Source organism: Catenulispora sp. GP43 (assembly GCF_041260665.1).
In the GTDB taxonomy this organism is placed as follows: Bacteria; Actinomycetota; Actinomycetes; order Streptomycetales; family Catenulisporaceae; genus Catenulispora.
The window spans coordinates 1-21,359 of the sequence record NZ_JBGCCT010000024.1 but is presented as its reverse complement, the minus strand read 5'-3'; the positions used below and the strand labels follow the sequence as shown (position 1 = coordinate 21,359).

At 71.4% G+C, this 21,359-nt stretch carries 14 protein-coding genes; 9 read left to right on the top strand and 5 right to left on the bottom strand.

The features are described from left to right. Positions 1-9 precede the first annotated feature (9 nt). Positions 10-576, bottom strand: coding sequence for a TetR family transcriptional regulator (locus ABH926_RS37040; RefSeq protein ID WP_370370629.1), 567 nt, complete (start codon positions 574-576; stop codon positions 10-12). A gap of 115 nt (positions 577-691) precedes the next feature. Here ABH926_RS37040 and ABH926_RS37035 point away from each other — a divergent pair, with 115 nt between their 5' ends. Further along, entirely contained in the window at positions 692-1,468 is a 777-nt protein-coding gene (locus tag ABH926_RS37035; RefSeq protein WP_370370628.1) for an SDR family NAD(P)-dependent oxidoreductase, read from the top strand. Between the two features lie 170 nt (positions 1,469-1,638). Next, the gene (locus ABH926_RS37030) at positions 1,639-4,287 is read left to right on the top strand and encodes a right-handed parallel beta-helix repeat-containing protein (protein WP_370370627.1); all 2,649 of its coding nucleotides are present in this window, start codon (positions 1,639-1,641) and stop codon (positions 4,285-4,287) included. On the opposite strand, the gene ABH926_RS37025 is transcribed toward ABH926_RS37030, so the two are convergent. Continuing rightward, positions 4,284-5,201 (bottom strand): nitrilase-related carbon-nitrogen hydrolase, encoded by a 918-nt coding sequence (locus tag ABH926_RS37025; protein ID WP_370370626.1) that lies wholly within the window; start codon positions 5,199-5,201, stop codon positions 4,284-4,286. The genes ABH926_RS37030 and ABH926_RS37025 overlap by 4 nt on opposite strands. A gap of 81 nt (positions 5,202-5,282) precedes the next feature. Between ABH926_RS37025 and ABH926_RS37020 the strand changes: the two genes are divergently transcribed. Next, a complete protein-coding gene (locus ABH926_RS37020) occupies positions 5,283-6,191 on the top strand; it encodes a PfkB family carbohydrate kinase (RefSeq protein ID WP_370370625.1) in 909 nt (302 codons plus the stop codon). Between the two features lie 127 nt (positions 6,192-6,318). After that, positions 6,319-7,128, top strand: coding sequence for an ArsR/SmtB family transcription factor (locus ABH926_RS37015; protein WP_370370624.1), 810 nt, complete (start codon positions 6,319-6,321; stop codon positions 7,126-7,128). A 40-nt stretch (positions 7,129-7,168) separates the two neighbouring features. On the opposite strand, the gene ABH926_RS37010 is transcribed toward ABH926_RS37015, so the two are convergent. Together ABH926_RS37010 and ABH926_RS37005 are read right to left on the bottom strand one after the other, a co-directional pair. Then, positions 7,169-8,524 (bottom strand): DUF2079 domain-containing protein, encoded by a 1,356-nt coding sequence (locus tag ABH926_RS37010; protein WP_370370623.1) that lies wholly within the window; start codon positions 8,522-8,524, stop codon positions 7,169-7,171. 193 nt (positions 8,525-8,717) lie between these two features. After that, the gene (locus ABH926_RS37005) at positions 8,718-9,746 is read right to left on the bottom strand and encodes a LacI family DNA-binding transcriptional regulator (protein ID WP_370370622.1); all 1,029 of its coding nucleotides are present in this window, start codon (positions 9,744-9,746) and stop codon (positions 8,718-8,720) included. A gap of 268 nt (positions 9,747-10,014) precedes the next feature. On the opposite strand from ABH926_RS37005, the gene rhaI reads away from it, so the two are divergent. The 3 genes from rhaI to ABH926_RS36990 are packed head-to-tail and all read left to right on the top strand — an operon-like array spanning position 10,015 to position 14,665. Further along, positions 10,015-11,181, top strand: coding sequence for an L-rhamnose isomerase (gene rhaI / locus ABH926_RS37000; protein WP_370370621.1), 1,167 nt, complete (start codon positions 10,015-10,017; stop codon positions 11,179-11,181). Then, on the top strand, positions 11,181-13,214 hold the full coding sequence (locus ABH926_RS36995) for a bifunctional aldolase/short-chain dehydrogenase (RefSeq protein ID WP_370370620.1): 2,034 nt from the start codon (positions 11,181-11,183) through the stop codon (positions 13,212-13,214). Before rhaI ends, ABH926_RS36995 begins: the two co-directional genes overlap by 1 nt. Then, entirely contained in the window at positions 13,211-14,665 is a 1,455-nt protein-coding gene (locus ABH926_RS36990) for a rhamnulokinase family protein (protein WP_370370619.1), read from the top strand. The genes ABH926_RS36995 and ABH926_RS36990 overlap by 4 nt, the downstream gene beginning before the upstream one ends. Positions 14,666-14,702: 37 nt before the next feature. Here ABH926_RS36990 and ABH926_RS36985 read toward each other — a convergent pair whose 3' ends face one another. After that, the gene (locus tag ABH926_RS36985; protein WP_370370618.1) at positions 14,703-16,037 is read right to left on the bottom strand and encodes a sensor histidine kinase; all 1,335 of its coding nucleotides are present in this window, start codon (positions 16,035-16,037) and stop codon (positions 14,703-14,705) included. A gap of 253 nt (positions 16,038-16,290) precedes the next feature. On the opposite strand from ABH926_RS36985, the gene ABH926_RS36980 reads away from it, so the two are divergent. After that, a complete protein-coding gene (locus ABH926_RS36980; RefSeq protein ID WP_370370617.1) occupies positions 16,291-20,688 on the top strand; it encodes an FtsK/SpoIIIE domain-containing protein in 4,398 nt (1,465 codons plus the stop codon). A 97-nt stretch (positions 20,689-20,785) separates the two neighbouring features. Then, positions 20,786-21,136, top strand: coding sequence for a hypothetical protein (locus ABH926_RS36975; protein ID WP_370370616.1), 351 nt, complete (start codon positions 20,786-20,788; stop codon positions 21,134-21,136). The last annotated feature ends 223 nt before the right edge of the window (positions 21,137-21,359 follow it).

Here is a 21,359-nt window from a genome sequence, read left to right as displayed (position 1 = left end):
CTCCAACCTTTACCGCTCCGGCCGCACGATCCGCTCCACCATCGCCCCGACCGCCTCCCGGATCGCCGCCGTCTCCAACTCCGTGTCCGGGTTCGCGGTCGCGCCGAACGGGAACGCCGGGGACCAGGCCGTCGCCAGGGCCATGACCGCCATCAGGATCAGCTCGGGCGGGACCGTGCCGGCCACCGCTCCGGCGTCCTGCTGCTCGCGGATCAGCGGGAGCTTGCGGTCGTGTTCGCGTTCGCGCGCCGGCGGGCGGGCGGCGGTGCGCTCCAGGGTGGCCCAGGCCAGCAGGCGGTAGACGTCCGGGTTGGCCTGGGCGTAGTCGAAGACGCGGCGGGCCAGGTCGGGGAGGTTCTGGGGGGTGAACTCCAGGCCGGCGTAGGCGTCGGCGAGGTGGTGGTCCAGGACCGTGGCGAAGAGGTTCTCCTTGCTGTCGAAGTAGACGTAGATCAGGTTCTTGTTGCAGGCGGCGTTCTTCGCTATGCGGTCCACGCGGGCGCCGGCCACGCCGTGGTCGGCGAACTCCTGGAACGCGGCGGCGAGGATGCGCGCCTTGGTCTCCTGTGCGGCCATGGGATCAGCCTATCGGTTGACTAACCGGTTAGTGAAGCTTAAATTGACTAACCGGATGGTTAGGCACCTCGATCGAAGGACTTCTCATGGACTCCACGACCACCGGACGGTTCGCATGACCGGGTTGGCGCTGGTCACCGGCGCCTCCTCCGGCATCGGCCAGGCCTTCGCCCGCCGGCTCGGGGGCCTCGGCCACGACCTGATCGTCGTCGGCCGCCGCCGCGAACGCCTCGACGCGCTGGTGGACGAGCTGCCGCAGGTCAAGGTGCGGCCGCTGGTCGCCGATCTGGCCACCGACGAGGGCGTCGCGGCCGTCGCCGACGTCTGTACGGCCGAGCCGCTGACGCTGCTGGTCAACAACGCCGGCGTCGCGCACTACATGCCGTTCGCCGAGCTCCCGGCCGCCAAGGCCGCCGAGCTCCTGCACGTGAAGGCCGTCGCGCCGGTCATGCTGTCCCGCGCCGCGGTCCCCGGCATGCTGGCGCGCGGCGGGGGCGCCATCGTCAACGTCGCCGGCATGATCGCCTTCAGCGGGCCGGCGACGTTGGAGCAGGTGCCGGTGCGGCGCGCGGTCTACGCCGGGACGCTGGCCGGCAGCGTCGCCTTCTCCCAGACGCTGCATGAGGAGGTCAAGGCGCAGGGCATCAAGGTGCAGGTGCTGTGCCCGGGCGTCGTGGCGACCGAATTCCACGAGCGCCAGGGCCTCGACCTCAGCGCCGTCCCGCGCATGTCGGCCGACGACGTGGTGACCGCGAGTCTGCGCGGACTCGAGCTCGGCGAGGTGGTCTGTGCTCCCGGCGTCGAGCGCGAAGACTTGCTGCAGGCGGTGTCCGCCGCCGACCTCGCGGCGTTCGGCGCGCAGTCGCCGGAGCTCGCGCAGCGATACATCTGATCTCTGACTGGAACAAGCTGCGACGGCGGCGGCTGGACCCTGGTCCAGCCGCTGTTTCAGTGTTCGGGGTTGACAGACATCCGAGGAATCATCAGGGTGACCCCTGACGAGTAAAGGATGTTAACGGAAGGGCCCCCATGATCAGGGTTCGACGACAACCCAGACGCCTCGTGACAGCTCTCGCCGCGGCCGCGGCACTCGCCGCCGGCACCACGGCCGCGGCCTCGACCGGCAGCAGTCCCGATCACCGCACCGTCACCACGGTCTTCGTCTCCCCGTGGGGCGACGACCACGACAGTGGCACGAACCCCGGCCGCGCCGTGCACTCCCTGCAACGCGCGCAGCAGATCGTCCGATCACTGAACTCCGCGATGGCCGGCGACATCCGCGTCGAACTCGCCGACGGCACCTACCCGATGACGCAGCCGCTGGCCCTGGACGCCCGGGACTCCGGGACGAACGGCCACACCGTGACCTGGACCGCCGCCCCCGGCGCGCATCCGGTGATCAGCGGCGGCACGCGCGTCGAGGGGTTCCGGCCGTCGGGGCAGACGACGCCGGCCGGCGCGCGGATCTGGTCGGCCCCGGCGCCGGCTGGGCTGCCGTCGCGCGAGATGTACATCGACGGGCGCCGTGCGCAACGCGCGTCCGGAGCCGTGCCGGTGACCCTGACCGCGACGCCCGCCGGCTACACCGCGTCCTCGGATCTGATGGCGTCGTGGGGGAATCCGACCGCCATCGAGTTCGTCTACAGCGGCGGCGACGGCTACTGGTCGCTGCACACCGGCGGCCTCGGCGCTTGGACCGAGCCCAGGTGCCCGATCGCCTCGATCTCCGGCACGACCATCACCATGGCAGAGCCCTGCTGGATCAACTCCACGCAGCGCGTGATGCGCACGGATAGCTCCGGGCGGACCGTGAACCTCGTCGGCCCGGCCTCGGTCGGCAACCACGAGCTCCCGGCCTCGGTGGAGAACGCGCGGGAGCTCTTGCGGCAGCCGGGCCAGTTCTACTACGACGCCAAGGCCGGACGCGTGGACTACGTCCCGCTGCCCGGCGAGCGTCCCGACCGTGCCGACGTCGAGCTGTCCACTGCGCAGACGCTGGTCAGCGGCACCGGCACGGCTGACGCGCCGGTCCACGACATCGCGTTCTCCGGATTGCGGTTCTCCTACGGGACGTGGGACCAGCCGAGTTCGGCCGAGGGCTTCTCGGAGATCCAGGCCGGCTACACGATCACCGGCGCCGACGGATACGCGACGCAGGGCCTGTGCCAGTTCATCGCCGGCGGGACCTGCCCGTTCGGGAACTGGACCAAGGAGCCGGGCAACATCTCGTTCGACCACGATCAGCGGATCTCGTTCACCGGCGACGTCTTCGCCCACCTCGGAGCGGCCGGCCTGGACCTCGGCGACGGGTCGCAGGGCGACGCGGTGACCGGTTCGGTGTTCACTGACATCTCCGGCAACGGCCTGGAACTCGGCGGCGTGGACGATCCGCTGCCGGCGGTCGCGGGCGATCACACCGTCGGGAACCAGATCACCGACAACCACATCTACTCCACGTCGGCGGAGTACCGCAGCGGCGTCGGGATCGACGTGGGCTACGCCGAGAACTCACTGATCTCGCACAACCAAATCGACCACACCCCTTACACCGCGATCTCGCTCGGCTGGGGAGGCTGGCCGGACAAGATCAAGGCGCCGGCGATCGCCAACTCCAGCCACGGCAACGTGGTCTCCGACAACCTCATCTACGACGCGATGCAGTACCTCGCCGACGGCGGAGCCATCTACACGCAGGGCATCACCGGGTCCTCGCTGGGCGACGGGGAGCAGATCAGCGGGAACGTCATCCACGACATCCTCGACCACGGACACGCGATCTACTGCGACAACGGCTCGACGTTCCTGACCATCACCTCGAACGTCGAGTACGGCAACCAGAACGACTGGGGCGCGCGGCACGCCGACTATGTGCCGCCGGCCGACGGGAAGACCGACGACCCGCTGGACATCGAGCACAACTACTGGCAGCAGGGCGACCCTGACTCCGACGCCCGCGGCGTGGTGGTCGCGGCCAACACGATCATCACCGGTCCGCAGGACGCGCCGCGCGCGATCGTGGACGCGGCCGGCCTGGAGCCGCGCTTCCGCGGGCTGCCGGCCGTGGACCCGGGACGCACCCGCGGCGCCATCCCGGACGCTCCGCAGCAGGCGGCGGCGTTCGCGGGGGAGGGTGCGGCGTACGTGTCGTTCACGCCGACGTTCTTCGACCAGGGGCGGCCGGTCACGGCGTACACGGTGACGGCGTCGCCGGGTGGGGAGCAGGTGAGGGTCGACGCTTCGGCGTATCTGAAGACGTTCTACGTGTTGGTGCCCGGACTGGCGGACGGAACGCCGTATACGTTCACTGTCACAGCGGATACCGGGCCCCGCGCGGCCGACCCGCACAGCTCCCCGTCGTTGCCGACCGGCGCGGTGACGCCGGCCCCGACGACCGCGCTTCCGGCCGCACCGGCCTCGGCTTCGGCGGACGCGGGCGTCGGTGACGTGAGTGTGCACTGGAACCCGGCGGTCGTGGCGAAGGGCACTACTCCGACCCTGTCGTACGACGTGACGCTGACGGACCAGAAGACCGGAACGGTCACCACCGTCACCGAGACCGGCAAGACGGAGGTCTGGGCGACCAACGGCCGCGACACGTTCGCGGTCGTCGGCGGTCTGGTGCACGGCGACGCCTACGCCGTCACGGTGGCGGCCCGCAACGCCGCCGGCGTCGGACCCGCGGCGTCCGCAGGGGTGGTCACCATTGGCTAGGAAGCGGATCGCGCGGCGGCCGGCTCCCGGTAGAGCTCCGGCCGCCGCGCCCGCATCCACCACCGTCCGACCGAGCCGTCGACCAGATCCAGGTCGAGGTCGGCGCTCACCATGGCGTCCTCGATCGCCCGGCTCTCGGCGACGATCCGCCCGCACGGGTCGACGACCATCGCGTGGCCGGTGCGGACCTCGTCGTCGTCGCGGCCGACGCCGTTGCTGAACACGATGAACATGCCGTTGTCGTGGGCCCTGGCCGGCAGGTGCAGCCGGAGCCACTCGCGTCCGGTCGGCCCGGCGAACGCCGCGCGGACCGCATCGGGGTCCGTGTCGCGGTTCTCCCACAGCGAGAGCGGGAGCGGGCTCTCGCCGAACGGGACCATCGTGTGAGTCCCTCCGGTCTGGTGCGGCGCCAGCAGGATCTGCGCGCCGAGGACCGCCGTCGCCCGCACGTTCTCCACGATGTTGTTGTCGAAGCAGATCAGGACGCCGAGGCGGACGCCCCACGGGGTGTCGAAGACAGTGAAGCCGTCTCCTTCATCGATTCCGTTGTAGCCGGCGGTGTGCAGCTTGCGATGGATGTGGACGGCTCCGTCCGGGAGACACACCGCGTAGGCGTTGAACAGCCGGCCCCCGCGCTCGGTGAGCAGCCCCACCGCGATGCCGGTCCCGAGCCGCCGTGCCAGTTCCCTGACTCTGGTGATCGACGGGCCGTCCTCGGGCTCTGCGATGGCGCGCAGTTCCTCGGGCGATCGTCTGGTGAGGTGGCGATTGCCGACCAGGCACAGCTCCGGCAGTGCGACGAGCTGGGCGCCGTCCTCGGCGGCGGCGCGGGCGAAGTACTCGACGCGCGCGAGGTTGTGGTCCTTGTCGGCGGGAAGGGGTTCGAACTGGACAGTCGCGACTCGGATCTTCAAGACTCTCATCGAAGCCGGACCACATCGATGAGTCCAATGAATGTTCCGGGATCATTCATAAGTCAGTGGAATGATTGCCGCATGGAGCGGACGGCGTCGCGGCGCGTGGTCGTGATCGGCAGCATCAACGTCGACGAGGTCGTGGGGGTGGCCGAGCTGCCGGCGCCGGGGGAGACGGTGCACGGGCGGGAGCGGGCGACCGGCCTCGGCGGGAAGGGCGCGAACCAGGCGGTGGCCGCCGCGGTCGCCGGCGGCGAGGTGGCGTTCGTCGGAGCGGTCGGCGCGGACGAGCGCGGTGCGGCGGCGCTCGCACAGCTGACGGGGTACGGCGTCGACACCTCGATGGTCGCCACGCTCGACGGCACCGCCAGCGGACGGGCGCTGGTGCTACTGAGCGAGGCCGGGGAGAACGAGATCATCGTGATCGGCGGCGCCAATCAGGCCCTGGACGACAGGATCCTGAGTCGCGACGTGCTGCGCTCCGCCGCCGTGATGGTGCTGCAGGGCGAGGTGGCGCCGAGCGTGAACCGGGCGGCGCTGCGCCTGGCCGCCGAACTCGGGGTGCGCGCGGTGGTGAACCTCGCCCCGGTCCAGGACCTCGGCGCGGGCCTGGCCGGGGCCGATCCGTTGGTGGTCAACGAGATCGAGGCCGGTCAGCTCATCGGGGCCGGGCTCGGCACGGTGCAGGACGTCGCTGACGCGGCGCCGCGGCTGCGTGAGCTGGCGCGATCGGTGCTGGTCACCCTCGGCGCGGCTGGCGCCGTGCTCATCACCGCCGAGGCGGTCGACCACGTTCCCGCGCCGCACCCCGAACGGGTCCGCGATACCACCGGCGCCGGCGACGCCCTGGTCGGCGTGCTCGCCGCCGCGCTCGCGCAGGGCTTCGAGCTGCGCGCGGCGGTCGAGCGCGCGGTGGCGGCGGCGAGTCTGTCGGTCGCCGAGGTCGGCGCTGCTGCCAGCTACGAGGCGTTTCGAGGGCGGCTCGGCTAAACGTCGGGGACGGCCAGTGTGTCCATGCCGCCTTGACAGGCAGCCAAGCGGCTGCCTAAATTAAAGGCAGCCGAAAGGCTGCATATTGAAGCGGTCCCGGCCCCGGGACCCGGAAAGGGCGGCGGGCATGGACGAGGTGTTCAAGGCCCTGGCCGATCCGAGCCGGCGCGCGCTGCTCGACTCGCTCAACGCCCGCAACGGGCAGACGCTGCGCGAGCTGTGCGCCGGCCTGGACATGGCCAGGCAGTCCGTCAGCAAGCACCTCGCCGTGTTGGAGGAGGCCGGTCTGGTCACCACCGTGCGGCAGGGCCGCGAGAAGCTGCACTACCTCAATGCCGCGCCCGTGCACGAGATCGCCCACCGCTGGATCAACCAGTTCGACCGCGCCAGGGTCCAGGCCCTGGCGGACCTGAAACTCGCCTTGGAGGACACCGCGATGGACACCGCGACCGAAGCCCCGACCTTCGTCTACACCACCTACATCCGCACCACCCCGAAGAAGCTGTGGCAGGCGCTGACCGAGCCCGCCTTCACCCGCCGGTACTGGGAGACCGAGTTCACCACCGACTGGGCCGCCGGTTCGCCGATGACCTGGGACAACCACGGTGTGGTGATCGCCGACCCGGAGCAGGTCGTGCTGGAGTCCGACCCGTACAGCACGCTCTCCTACACCTGGCACTCCGTCACCCCGGAGCTCGCCAAGCGTTTCGACTGGGACGAGGAGACGCTGGCCAAGCTGTCCGGCGAGGCCCGCTCGAAGGTCACCTTCACCATCGAGGAGGAGGAGGCGCAGATCGTGAAGCTCACCGTCGTGCACGACGGCTTCGAGCCCGGATCGAAGTTCGCCGAGATGGTCAGCCACGGCTGGCCGAGCGTGATCGCGAGCCTGAAGACGCTGCTGGAGACCGGCGAGCCGCTGGGCACGGACGTGGCGTGACCGGCCGGCCCGCAGGGTGGCTCACCGGATCGCGGCCGGTTCAGCGCCGCAGCACGACGTAGCCCGAAGCGCTGAACACCTGGCGGAATCCCGCACTCTGCGCCTGTCCGATGATGGTCGCAGAGTGCGAGAGCCAGTCGTCGGCGTCGGTGTCCAGCACCACCCAGTCGATCCGCGCGTGCGCGAAGACGGTGTCAGTGGCCAGATACACCTGGGCCGAGTCGGTGAGATGCGGCGCCAGCGCGTTGCTGGCCGCGACCCGCGCCCCGTCGGGGACCAACGCCACCGCCTGGCGTGCGGACGCCGTGCGGGGTCCGTCGTGCCAGAAGGCCGGATCGAACACGCTGCGCAGCGGTGACAGCGGAACCAGGCCGATCGCCACCACGGTCACGACCGCCGGAACCCATCGGGCCACCGCGGCCGGCCGCGGATCGGGCCGCCTGCGCCAGGCGTCGATCAGGGCGAAGAACACGATCGGCATCAGGATCGCCGAGTAGTGGTAGTCGGTGCCCCAGTACATGTGGTCCGCCGAGGTGAACCGCAGCACCAGGGTCGGGACGCCGACCAGGATCAGGGGGCTGCGAAGCGCGAGCAGCGCCGTCGGGACCAGCAGCATCGCCAGCGTCCGCAGCTTCGTCGCCGGCCAGACCAGGTGGACCGGTATCAGCCAGGGCTGGGAAAGCGCGGAGCCCGCCGACGACTGGCGGCCGGTGCTCTGCAGATACGGGTAGACGTGCTGCGGGTTGAAATGCGGGATGACCACCAGCACCAGCAACGCCGTGGCGGCGGGGCCCGCCACGCACAACACACCGCCGATCCGGCGATCACGCCGCCACAGCAGCAGCCCGAACGCGGCCAGTGTGAGCCCGGCGTCCTCCTTGACCAGCAGCAGGCTCGCCGCCCACCACGCGCAGGCGACCCAGCGCTGCGCCAGGTACGCGTCCAGGGCCATCGCGATCAGCGGGACCGCGAACGCCGCCTCGTGGAAGTCGAAACCGACGAGCCCCTGCAAGCCCCAGCTCATCGCGTAGGCGCCGGCGATCCACCAGTGCGGCGCGGCACGGCGCGCGACGATGAACACCGAGCAGCCCACCAGCAGGGACTGCGCGATCAGCAGCAACTCGATGTGCGGCCACAGCCGGTACACCGGGCCCAGGACGCCGACGATCGGCGAGAAGTGGTCGCCCAGCAACGGGAATCCGTGGCCCCAGGGCCCTGGCGGGGCGCTGTCGGAGCGGATCGTCGAAGCTGGAAGGTGGCCCGAGGCGTAGGAGCGCACACCCTGGCCGAATATGCCCAAGTCGTAGGCGTAGGTGCGGAACAGGAGATGGCGGCGGAGCGCGAACGCGGTGTAGACGACGGTCGTGGCCGCCGCGAGGACGGCCGGTGTGCGCAACGAGGCCGACCTGGCCTCGTCAGCCTCGACCCCGCTGGAGACGCTTGCTATACCTGCTTCAGCCAATGCCTCTGGCACCCCCCAAGCCGCCATCCTGCCACCGGTGCGGTGGCGAAGGGGTGGTTGTGAGTACCCTGAGTCTGGACTTTTATTCTGTAAGAAATTCAGGCAGTGACTTCGTCCACTGATACGTCTAGCCGACGCGGTGCAGACTCGAGGTCCGCACCACCAGTTCCGGCTGCAGGACGACCGATCGGTGCTCGTGCGAGCCCTCGCCGCCGCCGGACGCCTCGGCCAGCAGCATCTGCGCCGCCAGCCGGCCCATCTCCGCGGCCGGCTGCCGCACCGAGGTGAGCGGCACCGCGACCGCCGAGGCGAACTCGATGTCGTCGTAGCCGACTATCGCCACCTCCTCCGGCACCTTGACGCCGGCCGCGTACAGGGCCTGCTCCAGGCCCAGCGCCAGCAGGTCGTTCGCGCAGAACACCGCGGTCGGGCGGTCGGCCAGGCCCAGCAGGCGGGCCGCGGCGTCGCGGCCGGCGGCGATGGTCATGTGCGCGGTCGGGAGTTCGTGCAGGGTCTGCGGCGGCAGGCCGGCGGCGGCGATCGCGTCCAGGGCGCCGGTGCGGCGGTCGCGGATCTGCTGCAGGTGCGCCGGACCGCTGATGTAGGCGACGCGGCGGTGGCCCTGGGCCAGCAGGTGCTCCACGGCCAGCCGGCCGCCGGCCACGTCGTCCACCGACACCGAGCACACCTCGGCGTCCTCGACCAGCCGGTCCACCACGACGTAGGGGATCCCGTGGCGGCGCAGGGGTTCCAGCGAGCGTCCGGTCGGATCGGCCGGGATCACCAGGACCCCGCGCACCTGCTGCTCGGTGAACAGCCCGATGTAGTCCGCCTCCTCCGACGGCGACTGCGCGCTCGTACACACCATCACGCCCAGGCCCTCGGCGCGGGCGGCGCGCTCGGCGCCGTTCGCGACCTCCACGAAGAACGGGTTCGCCAGGTCCAGCACCAGCAGGGCGACGATCCGGCTGGTCCCGGTCCGCAGCTGGCGCGCCGATTCGCTGCGCACATAACCCAGCCGTTCCACCACCGCCAGGATCCGCGCCCGGGTCTCCGGCGCCACCGAGTCCGGGCGGTTGAAGCTGTTCGAGACCGTGCCGACCGACACGCCGGCCTCGCGCGCGACGTCCGAGATCCCGACTGTCTTCCTGGTCACCTGGGTCCGCCTGATGGTTGGGACTGAATGGTTTCACCGTTCGGGGGTCACCTTACAGCCCGGGCCGGTCACCAGGCCGACCTGGGGGTTTGTTCAAGATCATGTCAACGGCCCGGCGATCGCCTCTTGACGGCGTCCGGGGCGCCGCCTATGGTCGGCACCATCGGGGTATTGAATCGATTCAATCGGTCGATTCACCGCCGAGCAGATCCGCCACCGCGCAGATCCACCACCGAGCAGATCCACCACCGACCCGCGAGGGGGAGGCATGCCCGACCTGCCGGCCGTGAGGGCCGCTCTGAAGGCGCAGGAGATCGAGACCCCGTCGTGGGGCTACGCCAACTCCGGCACCCGGTTCAAGGTGTTCGCCCAGCCCGGGGTGCCGCGGGATCCGTTCGAGAAGCTGGCCGACGCCGCGCAGGTCCACGCGGCCACCGGCGTCGCGCCGCTGGTGTCCCTGCACATCCCCTGGGACAAGGTCGAGGACTACGGCGCGCTGGCCGCGCACGCCGCCGAGCAGGGCGTGCGGATCGGAATGATCAACTCCAACACCTTCCAGGACGACGACTACAAGCTGGGTTCGGTGGCGCATCCGGACCCTGCGATACGGCGCAAGGCGGTCCGGCATCTGCTGGAGTGCGTCGACATCATGGACGCGACCGGGTCGGACAGCCTGAAGCTGTGGTTCGCCGACGGCACCAACTACCCGGGCCAGGACGACATCGTGGCCCGGCAGGACCGGCTGTTCGAGGGGCTGTCGGAGGTCTACGCGCGCCTGGGCGAGAACCAGCGGATGGTGTTGGAGTACAAGCTTTTCGAGCCGTCCTTCTATACGACGGATGTCCCGGACTGGGGGACGTCGTACGCGCACTGTCTGAAACTGGGGCCCAAGGCGAAGGTGGTCGTGGACACCGGGCACCACGCGCCGGGGACGAACATCGAGTTCATCGTCGCTTTCCTGCTGCGCGAGCGGAGGCTCGGTGCGTTCGACTTCAACTCCCGCTTCTACGCCGATGACGACCTGATGGTCGGCGCCGCCGATCCGTTCCAGCTGTTCCGGATCCTGCACGAGGTGGCGAGGAACGGCGGGTTCGACAAGGCCGGCGGCGTGGCGTTCATGCTGGACCAGTGCCACAACATCGAGGCCAAGATCCCGGCGATGATCCGGTCGGTGATGAACGTGCAGGAGGCCACGGCCAAGGCGCTGTCGGTGGACCTGCCCGCGCTGCGGGCGGCGCAGGCGGCCGGGGACGTGCTCGGCGCGCACGCGGTGTTGATGGACGCCTACAACACCGATGTGCGTCCGATGCTGGCGGAGGTCCGTGAGGAGATGGGGCTGGGGCCGGATCCGATGGCCGCCTATCGGGCGACCGGGTACGCCGAGAAGATCGTCGCCGAGCGGGTCGGCGGGGTGCCGGCGGGATGGGGAGCTTGATGAACGACGTGGTGGACTCCTTGGTGGCCCGGTCGAACCGGCTGGGTGCCGATCCCCGGAACACGAACTACGCCGGCGGCAACACCTCGGCGAAGGGGAGCATGACCGATCCGGTCAGCGGCGGGGACGTCGAGCTGCTGTGGGTCAAGGGCTCCGGCGGCGACCTGGGGACGCTGACGCCGACCGGGCTGGCGGTGTTGCGGCTGGACCGGCTGCGGGCCCTGGCCGACGTCTACCCCGGTGCCGAGCACGAGGACGAGATGGTCGCCGCGTTCGACTTCTGCCTGCACGGCAGGGGCGGGGCCGCGCCGTCGATCGACACCGCCATGCACGGTCTCGTCGACGCGCCGCAGGTGGATCATCTGCACCCTGATTCGGGGATCGCGCTGGCGTGCGCCGCCGACGGGGAGAAGCTGACGGCCCAGTGCTTCGGCGGGGATGTGGTGTGGGTTCCGTGGCGGCGTCCCGGATTCCAGCTCGGGCTGGACATCGCGGCGATCAAGGCGGCCAGTCCGCGGGCGATCGGGTGCGTCCTCGGCGGGCATGGGATCACGGCTTGGGGCGCCACATCGCAGGAGTGCGAGGCGAACTCGCTGCGGATCATCCGGACCGCCGAGGCTTTTCTGGCCGAGCGCGGGAAGGCTGAGCCCTTCGGTCCGGTGGTCGCGGGATTCGAGCCGCTGCCCGAGGCGCAGCGCCGGGCCCGAGCGGCCGCGCTGGCGCCGTATGTCAGTGCCCTGGCCTCGGCGGATCGGCCTCAGGTCGGGCACTTCACCGATGTCGATACGGTGCTGGACTTCCTGTCGCGTGCCGAGCATCCGCGCCTGGCCGCGCTCGGTACGTCGTGCCCGGACCACTTCCTGCGGACGAAGGTGCGTCCGCTGGTGCTGGACCTGCCGCCGGATGCGCCGGTCGAGGAAGCGGTCGCGCGGCTGAACGAGCTGCACGCCGCCTACCGCGAGGACTACCGCGCCTACTACGAGCGGTATGCGACCCCTGATTCGCCACCGATGCGCGGTGCCGACCCGGCGATCGTGCTGGTCCCCGGCGTCGGGATGTTCTCCTACGGCCGGGACAAGCAGACCGCGCGGGTCGCTGGGGAGTTCTACGTCAACGCGATCAACGTGATGCGCGGGGCCGAGGCGGTGTCGACGTATGCGCCGATCGAGGAGTCGGAGAAGTTCCGGATCGAGTACTGGGCTCTGGAGGAGGCGAAGCTGGCGCGGATGCCGAAGCCCAAGCCGCTGGCCACGCGGGTGGCGCTGGTGACCGGCGCGGGGTCGGGTATCGGCAAGGCGATCGCGCATCGGCTGGTTGCCGAGGGGGCTTGTGTGGTGGTCGCTGATCGGGACGGTGAGAACGCTTCCGCGGTCGCCGAGGAACTGGGCGGCTCCGACCGGGCGATCGCGGTCACCGCGGACGTGACCTCGGAGGAACAGGTCGCGACAGCGTTCGACGCTGCGGTGCTGGCCTTCGGCGGCGTGGATCTGGTGGTGAACAATGCCGGCATCTCCATCTCCAAGCCGCTGCTGGAGACGACGAGTTCGGACTGGGACCGGCAGCACGACATCATGGCGCGCGGGTCGTTCCTGGTCTCGCGCGAGGCGGCGCGGGTGATGGCGGCGCAGGGGCGTGGTGGCGACATTGTTTATGTCGTATCGAAGAACGCCGTGTTCGCCGGGCCCAACAACATCGCGTACTCCGCGGCGAAGGCTGATCAGGCGCACCAGGTGCGGCTGTTGGCGGCCGAGTTGGGGGAGCACGGGATCCGGGTGAACGGGGTCAATCCCGACGGGGTGGTGCGCGGGTCGGGGATCTTCGCCGGGGGGTGGGGTGCGCAGCGTGCGGCGACGTATGGGATTCCGGAGGAGAAGCTCGGTGAGTTCTATGCGCAGCGCACCATTCTCAAGCGCGAGGTGTTGCCGGAGCACGTCGCCAATGCGGTGTTCGCGCTCGTCGGTGGTGATCTGACGCATACCACCGGGCTTTTGGTGCCGGTGGATGCCGGGGTCGCGGCGGCTTTCCTGCGATGAGCGCGGGCCCGAGCACCGTCGCGGCGGTCGATCTGGGCGCGTCCAGCGGCCGGGTGATGGCGGCGCGGGTCGGTGCGGATCTGCTGGAGATGCGTGAGGCGCACCGGTTCGAGAACCGGCCGGTGCGCGTCGGCGGGACGCTTTACTGGGACGTGCTGGCGTTGTATCAGGGCATTGTCGACGGTCTGCGCGGCGCCGGCCAGGTCGATTCGGTCGGGATCGACAGCTGGGCAGTGGACTACGGTCTGCTGGACGCCGACGGCGCCCTGCTCGGAAACCCTGTGCACTATCGCGACGGGCGGACGGACGGTGTCGCCGAGCAGGTGTGGAGAACGGTGTCGGCCGAGGCGCTGTATGCGGTCACCGGCCTTCAGCACGCCCCGTTCAACACGCTGTATCAGCTCATCGCGGCGCGCGGATCCGCCGCGCTGGCGTCCGCTCGGCAGGCGATGCTGATCCCGGACCTGATGGGCTACTGGCTGACCGGGGTCGCCGGCACGGAGCTCACCAACGCCTCCACCACGCAACTCCTCGACGCGTCGAGCCGGACCTGGGCCGCCGATCTGGCCGGCCGGCTCGGCGTGGACGTCGGTCTGTTCCCGCCGCTGCGGCAGCCCGGCTCGCGGATCGGCGACCTGCTGCCGGCGGTGCTGGCGGCGACCGGTCTGCGCGGGCCGGTCCCGGTGACGGCGGTGGCTTCGCACGACACGGCATCGGCGGTGGTCGCGGTCCCGGCGGCGAAGGGGGAGCGGTTCGCGTACATCAGCACCGGAACATGGTCGCTGGCCGGCCTGGAGCTCGACCGGCCGGTGCGGACCGAGGCCGGCCGCGCCGCGAACTTCACGAACGAGGCGGGCATCGACGGCACGGTCCGCTACCTGCGCAACATCACAGGGCTGTGGCTGTTGCAGGAATGCGTGCGGGAGTGGGGCGTCGATCTGCCGGCGTTGCTGGCAGCCGCCGCCGATCTGCCGGCCCTGCGCTCGGTGATCGACGCGGCCGACCCCGGATTCCTCGCCCCGGACCACATGCCCGATCGCCTCCGCGAGGCGTGCCGCACCACCGGGCAACCGGTGCCGGACACCCCGCCGCAGATCACGCGCTGCATCCTCGACTCCCTGGCGCTGGCGCACCGCCGCGCGATCGAGGACGCTCAACGCCTCGCGGACCACCCCGTCGACGTAGTGCACATGGTCGGCGGCGGAGTCCACAACACGCTGCTCTGCCAACTGACCGCCGACGCCTGCGGCCTCCCCGTGGTCGCCGGCCCGGCCGAGGCCGCGGCGTTGGGGAACGTGCTGGTGCAGGCGCGGGCGCTCGGCGTCGTAGGGGACCGCGGGGAGATGCGCGCGCTACTGGCCGCGACGCAGCCCTTGGTGCGGTACGAGCCGGCGGGGGATCGGGGCGCTTGGGACACGGCGGCTGCGCGGGTGGGCTTTGAGGCGGGGTGAGGCGGGGCGACTGTTGCCGTAGCAGGTAGTGGCCTGCTCAAGCCCCCACCGTAGCCGCCGCCTCCGCACCGACCGGAACCGCAGCGGCGCCGCCGGCCGCCTCGGCCGCTCCGATCGCCTGGCCTTCGTCCAACTCCACCAACTCCACCGCGATCGGCAGCGTCAGCGCGACCTCGAACCCGCCGTCCGCCCTCCGTCCCGCTGACAGCTCGCCGCCGTACAACGCCGCGCGCTCGCGCATGCCGGTGAGGCCGACGCCGCTGCCGCTGTGGCGGGCCGCCTGCGTTATGGCCGCTGCCGGGATGCCCATCTTGCGGGCCGGGACCGGGTGGGTGCCGGTGTCGGTGATGGTGACTCTGACGCTGTCCGTTTCGTACTCCAGGCGGACCTCGACCGAGGAGCCCGGTGCGTGTTTCAGCACGTTCGTCAGTGACTCCTGCACCACGCGGTAGACGCACAGCTCGATGCCGGCCGGCAGTGGGCGCTTGCGGCCGGCGACCGTGTAGCGGGAGGGGGTGCCGGACAGGCCGACGCGCTCGATGAGGACCGGGAGTTGGGCCACGCCGGGGGCCGGGGGGTCGGAGGTGTGGGTGCGGGCGCCTTCGTCGTCGTCGGGGCGCAGGAGGCTGATCAGGCGGCGGAGTTCGGCCAGGCCTTCGCTGCCGACTTCCGAGATGGCGCGGAGGGCCTGGTCGGCGGTCTCCGGTTCCTTGTCGATGACGAAGCGGGCCACGCCGGCCTGGACCGCGATGACCGACAGGTGGTGTGCCGTCACGTCGTGCAGTTCGCGGGCGATGCGGATGCGCTCCAGCAGCACTGCCCGCTGTTCGCGGTCGCGGTGCTTGCGCTGCACTTGTTCCTTGTACGCGGCCAGCAGCGCGCGGCTTTCGTCCAGTCGCCGCGCGCCGTCGGCGATGATGGCGACTGCCGCCACCCACAGTGCGGTGCCGAGGTAGAACCAGGTGTCGGAGCCGGACCAGTCGTGGAAGTGGTCGTACAAGAGCTCTGCGTAGGTGATGCCGGCCGCCAGGAGCGCCCAGGGCCGTCCGCGCCGCTCGCCCACCGTGAACATCGCCAGGAGGAGTCCGGCCTGGGCCAGTCCCATGCGGTAGCCGTGGGCCTCGAACCCCGCCATCAGCGCCGCGCTGATGCCCAGGACCGCTAACGGGAACCTGCGCCGCAGGGTCAGGGCCGCGCCCATCGCGATGATCAGTGTGATCGCGACGGCGTCGATGTGGCGGCTGCCGTGTAAGGCGTGGGGGCGGACCGAGGCGGCCACGGCGAGCCAAGTGACGGCCGCGGCGAGGGCGATATCCAGGACGAGCGGGGGTATCGACGCCAGGGGTTTGGCGGCGTCGTGCATGCGGAGCATCCAGCCAAACTAGGGAGCACATCCGGGCTTTGTCCTCAGTTGGAGCCGTGGTTCAGCCGAACGAGGGTAAACCTGTGCGGTATGCGTCACTGCCGTCCTGGTTATAGAGCGGATCTTGATTGTCAACCTGTGGGTAACGCGGCGGACCGACCGGTCCTGGAACCCTAGACTTTCGCGCGGTTGCTCAGCCCTGAGCATGGTTGCTGAGCGTCGTGCGTTGTAAGCGGTTGAGAACAAAACTGGGTGGCAGGCGATGAGGTTCGTCCATCGGGACGCTGAGGTCGAACGCGACATGGAGCTGCGGCTCGGCCGCCCGGACGCGGTGGCCGGGGACCTGGCCACCGCCCTGGGCGGATACGGCGGCGCGGTGATGATCGACGGCCGGCTGACGCCGCCGGCCACGCCGTTGAGCGGATCCGGGCTCGTCATGGGCGCGGAGGTCTCGCTCACGGTGGCCCCCGAGGCCGACACCGGGACGATGTCCGACCGGGGCTTCGTGCTGCGGGTCGTCGGCGGGCTGGACGCCGGGCTGTCGGTGCCGCTGATGCCCGGCCGGTACAAGCTCGGCCGCGGTGATCAGGCCGACATCCGCGTCGACAGCCCGGACCTGTCGCGGCTGCACTGCGAGATCGACGTCACCCGGGACGGTCTGGTGCGGGTCCGCGACCTCGACTCGCGCAACGGCACCGACCTGAACGGGCAGCGGCTCACCGGCCCCGCGCGGGTCGGGCCCCAGGACATCGTCTCGGCGGCCGGCCGTGTCCCCTTCCGGGTGCTGCCGGTGGCCGACCTCGGCCCGGTGCAGTACGTCAACCCGGCTTACGAGGCCGGCTCCGGCGGCACCCTGCCGTTCAACCGAGCCCCGCGCCTGGCCGCCTCGGCCGAGGCCGGGCCGGTGAAGCTGCCGCAGCCGCCCAAGCGCTCCGGCTCGCAGCCGCTGCGGATCACCTCCATCGTCGCGCCGATCATCCTGGCCGCCGTCATGGTCACGATCCTGAAGAACCCCGCCTTCGCGCTGTTCGCGCTGTTCAGCCCGGTCATGATGATCGGCACCATGCTGGAGGACCGGACCCGCGGCCGCGTCGGGTTCCGCCGGGGCCGGCGCGACTACGCCGCCCGGCTGGCCGAGGTCCACGACGAGCTCCAGGAACGCCGCGAGGACGAGGAAGACCGGCTGCGCGAGGAGTACCCCGACCCGGCCGAAGTCCTTTACCGGGCCTCGGTCCCGGGCCTGCGGCTGTGGGAGCGGCGCAACGGCGCGGCGGACTTCCTGCGCCTGTCGGCCGGCCTGGCCGACCAGAGCTGGACCCCGCCGGTGGACTACGGCAGGCGTTCCGGCAGCGCGGATCAGGATCCTGATCCGGCGATCACCGACGCCGTCGCCGACGCCTCCTGGCTCAGCCAGGTCCCGGTCACGGTGAACCTCGCCGACGGCGGAGTGCTCGGCCTGGAGGGCGACCGCGGCGCGGCGCTGGCGGCCGCGCGCTCGCTGCTGTGCCAGGCCGTCGCCGAGAGCGGGCCGGCCGACGTCGCGGTGGCGGTCTTCGCCGACGACGACCGCATCGCCGACTGGGACTGGACCAAGTGGCTGCCGCACGGCGCGGACCCGCGCTCGGGCGCCTCGCGCTACGTCGCCGTCGGCGCCGAACACTGCGAGACCCTGGCCCGCAGCCTGCTGGCCGAGCTCGCCGAGGCCAACGCCGGACCCGGCGGCTATGCCGGCGGACGCCCCGGCGACCCCGCCGTCACCGGCATGCCGGCCCTGCTGCTCGTCGTCGACGGCGCGACCCTGCTGGAAGGCCGCCCCTGCGCGCTGCGCGACCTGCTCGGCGGCCAGTCCGGGCCGGTCGCCGGGATCGTGCTCACCCGGCGGCTGCCCGCGGTGTGCACCGAGGTCCTGTCGGTGTCGGCCGACGGCTTCGGCCGGCTGCACCGGGTTGCCTCCGGCCAGCGCGTCGACGACGTCCTGGTGTCCGGCATGACCCGGCACCGGGCCCGCGCCGTGGCCCGGGCCCTGGCCCGGTTCGAGGACCCCGAGGTCAGGGCCGCCGGCGCCGGACTGCCCGACCGGGTCAACCTGCTGCCGCTGCTGCACCTGGCCAGCGGGCCGAATGGTGCCCTGGACGCCGCCATGGCCGACCGCTGGCGCATCGCGGTCGGCACGCTGCGGGCCCGTGCCGTGCTCGGCGTCACCGACCACGGCGAGTTCGAGATCGACCTGGACGACGACGGCCCGCACGCCCTGTTCGCCGGCACCACCGGTTCCGGCAAGAGCGAGCTCCTGCGGACCCTGATAGCCGCCCTGGCCGTCGGCGCCGACCCCGAGCACCTCACCTTCGCCCTGGTCGACTACAAGGGCGGCGGCGCCCTGGACGAGTGCGCGCGCCTGCCGCACGTCGTCGGTCTGGTCACCGACCTGGACGAGCAGCTCGGCGAGCGCGCCCTGCGCTGCCTGGAAGCCGAACTGCGGCACCGCGAACACGCGCTGCGCGGCGTGGGCCTGAGCCACGTCCGCGACTACCAGCGGCTGCGCGACGCCCAGCGCCCCGACCTGGAACCGATGCCCCGCCTGGTGGTGGTCATCGACGAGTTCGCCACGCTGGTCAAAGCCCTGCCGGAGTTCGTCGACGCGCTGGTCAGCATCGCCCAGCGGGGCCGCAGCCTGGGCATGCACCTGGTGATGGCGACCCAGCGGCCCTCCGGCTCGGTCAACGACGCCATCAAGAACAACGTCAAACTCCGGCTGGCGCTGCGGCTGGAGAGCGTCGCGGACTCCGCCGACGTCATCGACTCGCCCGCGGCCGCGAGCATCGGCAGCCGCCAGTGGGGCCGCGGGTTCTACCGCGTCAGCGCCGGCGAGGTGCTCCCGGTCCAGACCGCGCTGTCGACCGGCGTCACCCCGGTGGACAACGCCGCAGGCCGGCTGTCCCTCCTACCCTTCAGGTTGACGTCGGGGGAGCGGGCCGGAGCCGTCGCCGCGCCGCAGCAGGCCGCCGCCGGCCAGCCCACCGACCTGGCCCGGCTGGTCGAGGCCGCGCAGCACGCCAGCTACTCCGCCGGGTTCGCCCAGCCCCGGCGGCCCTGGCCGGACCCGCTGCCCACCGCGATCCCGCTGCACGAACTGGGACCGGCGGTGAAGGGTCTGCAGACCGACACCCCGGGCCTGGCGGCCTACGCGCTGCTGGACGACCCGGACCGGCAGGCGCAGTACACCGTCGGCTGGGACCCGGGCGTCGGCAATATCCTGATATACGGCGGCGTCAACTCCGGCACCTCCACTGCGCTGTCGGCGCTCGCGCTGTCCGCCGCCTCCACCGAGGCCCCCGACCGCCTGCACCTGTACGTCCTGGACCTCGGCTCCGGCGCCCTCGCGCCGCTGCAGGGCCTGCCGCACACCGGTGCCTACATCGGCCCCGGCGACCGGCCCCGCCAGGTCCGCCTGATCAGGATGCTGCGAGCCGAACTGAACACCCGCAAGGCCGGCGGCTCCGCGCAGGACCCCGACACCCCCGCCCCGCCGCGCGTGATCGCCCTCATCGACAACGTCGGGTCGCTGCGCTCGGAGCTGGAGAAGGACTACGGCGGCATGAGCGTGCTGGACGACCTGGAGCGGGTCTTCGCCGACGGCCCGGCGGTCGGGCTGTACATCGCCGCCACCGGCGACCGGCTCGGCGCGATCCCCGGCGCCTGGGGCGCGCTGAGCAGGCAGAAACTGGTGCTGCGCCTGGCCGACGCCGCCGACTACGGGAACTTCGACATCCCCCGGCGCGCGGTGCCCGCCGCCGTGCCGGGCCGCGCGGTGGTCGTGGCCACACGCCAGGTCGTGCAGATCGGCTACCCCGGCGCCGACCTCGCGGCCGCCGTCGGCGCGGTCGCGCAGCGCTGGACCGGGGCGCCGCGCACCGCCAACAAGGTGCGGATGCTGCCGGAGGTCATCCCGATCGACCGGATGCGCCGCGCGGGAGTGGCCGCGGCCACCGGCGGCGAGCCCTGGTCCATTCCCGTCGGCTTCACCGACAGCACCCTGGCCGCGGCCGTGCTCAGGCTGCACGAACACGAACACGCCCTGATCGCCGGACCCCCGCGCTCCGGCCGCAGCAGCGCGCTGGTCGCGATCGCGCACATGGTCCTCACCGGTGCCGAACCGCCGGCGCTGGTGGCCTTCGCGCCCCGGCGCTCGCCGCTGCGCGACCTGCCGCCGACGGTCATCGGGTGCACCGAGTACTCAGAACTCGAACGCGCCCTGGAGTCCGCCGGCGACCGGGCTCTCCTTCTGGTTGACGACGCCGACACCGTCACTGACACCCTGGGAGTACTCGACCGGTTCATCGCCAAGCCCGGCCGGCACGCCATCGTCGCCGGCCGCAACGACGGCGTCCGCAGGCAGTTCGGCCAGTGGACGCAGCGGATCCGCGAGGCGCGCTGCGGAGTCCTGCTGGTCCCGGACCACGACCACGACCACGACCTGCTGGGCACCCCGCTGCCGCGCCAGCACCGGATGGCGCCGCTTCCCGGCCGGGGCTACCTCATCTGCGACGGCACGATCGAGGGAGTGCAACTCGTGCTGGCCACTCCCGGCGACTTCTATAACGACCGTGGTAGCGCGGAATTACACCGCTCGTTAGACGACCGGACGAGCGGACGTCCGTAGCGTTCTGGTCGTACCGCCGAGGGATTCCAAGGCGTACCGATAGCCAACCGGCGGACCCGTCCTGCGGAGCCGCGGACAAAGAATATGGAGCACCAAGATGACTGATGGCGGCACTGTCAAGGTCACTGCCGAGGCCCACCTGCACATCAACCAGCTGATGAGCCTCATCCAGGGCCCGCTGGGCGACGTGCTCTCGCAGATCACGTCCCACGGCCTGGCGCTGACCGACCCCGCGGTCTGGGAGGGCCCGGCGGCGTCGCTGTTCAGCAGCCAGGTCTGGCCGTCCGCCCAGCAGACGCTGGACACCGTGCGCGGCACCCTGATGGAGCTGCAGCAGCAGGTCGGCGGCGTGCTCGGCAACGTCACCCAGGCCGGCAGCGGCCTGCCGGTCGTGGGCCAGCTGCCGGTCGTCGGCGGCCTGGTCGGCGGCCTGACCAACGGCCTGTAGGACTCCCGGCCCCACCCGCCGGATGGAGCGAGCGAGCGGACTGAACTGAACAGCAAGCACCCACCCGGCGACGGCGGGGGGGGGGGGGGGGGGGGGGGGGGGGGGGCCCCCCCCCCCCCCCCCCCCCCCCGCCGATGGGCCGCTCTGATGTCGAGCAGGCCCGTCTCCCTGTGGCGTCAGCGTGACTTCCGGCTGCTGTGGGGCGGGTCGCTGGTCAGCGAGA

What these genes read in the sequence shown, in the direction of transcription:
- ABH926_RS37040 (WP_370370629.1), bottom strand. Translation starts at nt 576, where the DNA reads ATGGCCGCACAGGAGACCAAGGCGCGCATCCTCGCCGCCGCGTTCCAG.
- ABH926_RS36975 (WP_370370616.1), top strand. Translation starts at nt 20,786, where the DNA reads ATGACTGATGGCGGCACTGTCAAGGTCACTGCCGAGGCCCACCTGCAC.
- rhaI (WP_370370621.1), top strand. Translation starts at nt 10,015, where the DNA reads ATGCCCGACCTGCCGGCCGTGAGGGCCGCTCTGAAGGCGCAGGAGATC.
- ABH926_RS36985 (WP_370370618.1), bottom strand. Translation starts at nt 16,037, where the DNA reads ATGCTCCGCATGCACGACGCCGCCAAACCCCTGGCGTCGATACCCCCG.
- ABH926_RS36995 (WP_370370620.1), top strand. Translation starts at nt 11,181, where the DNA reads ATGAACGACGTGGTGGACTCCTTGGTGGCCCGGTCGAACCGGCTGGGT.
- ABH926_RS36990 (WP_370370619.1), top strand. Translation starts at nt 13,211, where the DNA reads ATGAGCGCGGGCCCGAGCACCGTCGCGGCGGTCGATCTGGGCGCGTCC.
- ABH926_RS37020 (WP_370370625.1), top strand. Translation starts at nt 5,283, where the DNA reads ATGGAGCGGACGGCGTCGCGGCGCGTGGTCGTGATCGGCAGCATCAAC.
- ABH926_RS36980 (WP_370370617.1), top strand. Translation starts at nt 16,291, where the DNA reads ATGAGGTTCGTCCATCGGGACGCTGAGGTCGAACGCGACATGGAGCTG.
- ABH926_RS37015 (WP_370370624.1), top strand. Translation starts at nt 6,319, where the DNA reads ATGGACGAGGTGTTCAAGGCCCTGGCCGATCCGAGCCGGCGCGCGCTG.
- ABH926_RS37035 (WP_370370628.1), top strand. Translation starts at nt 692, where the DNA reads ATGACCGGGTTGGCGCTGGTCACCGGCGCCTCCTCCGGCATCGGCCAG.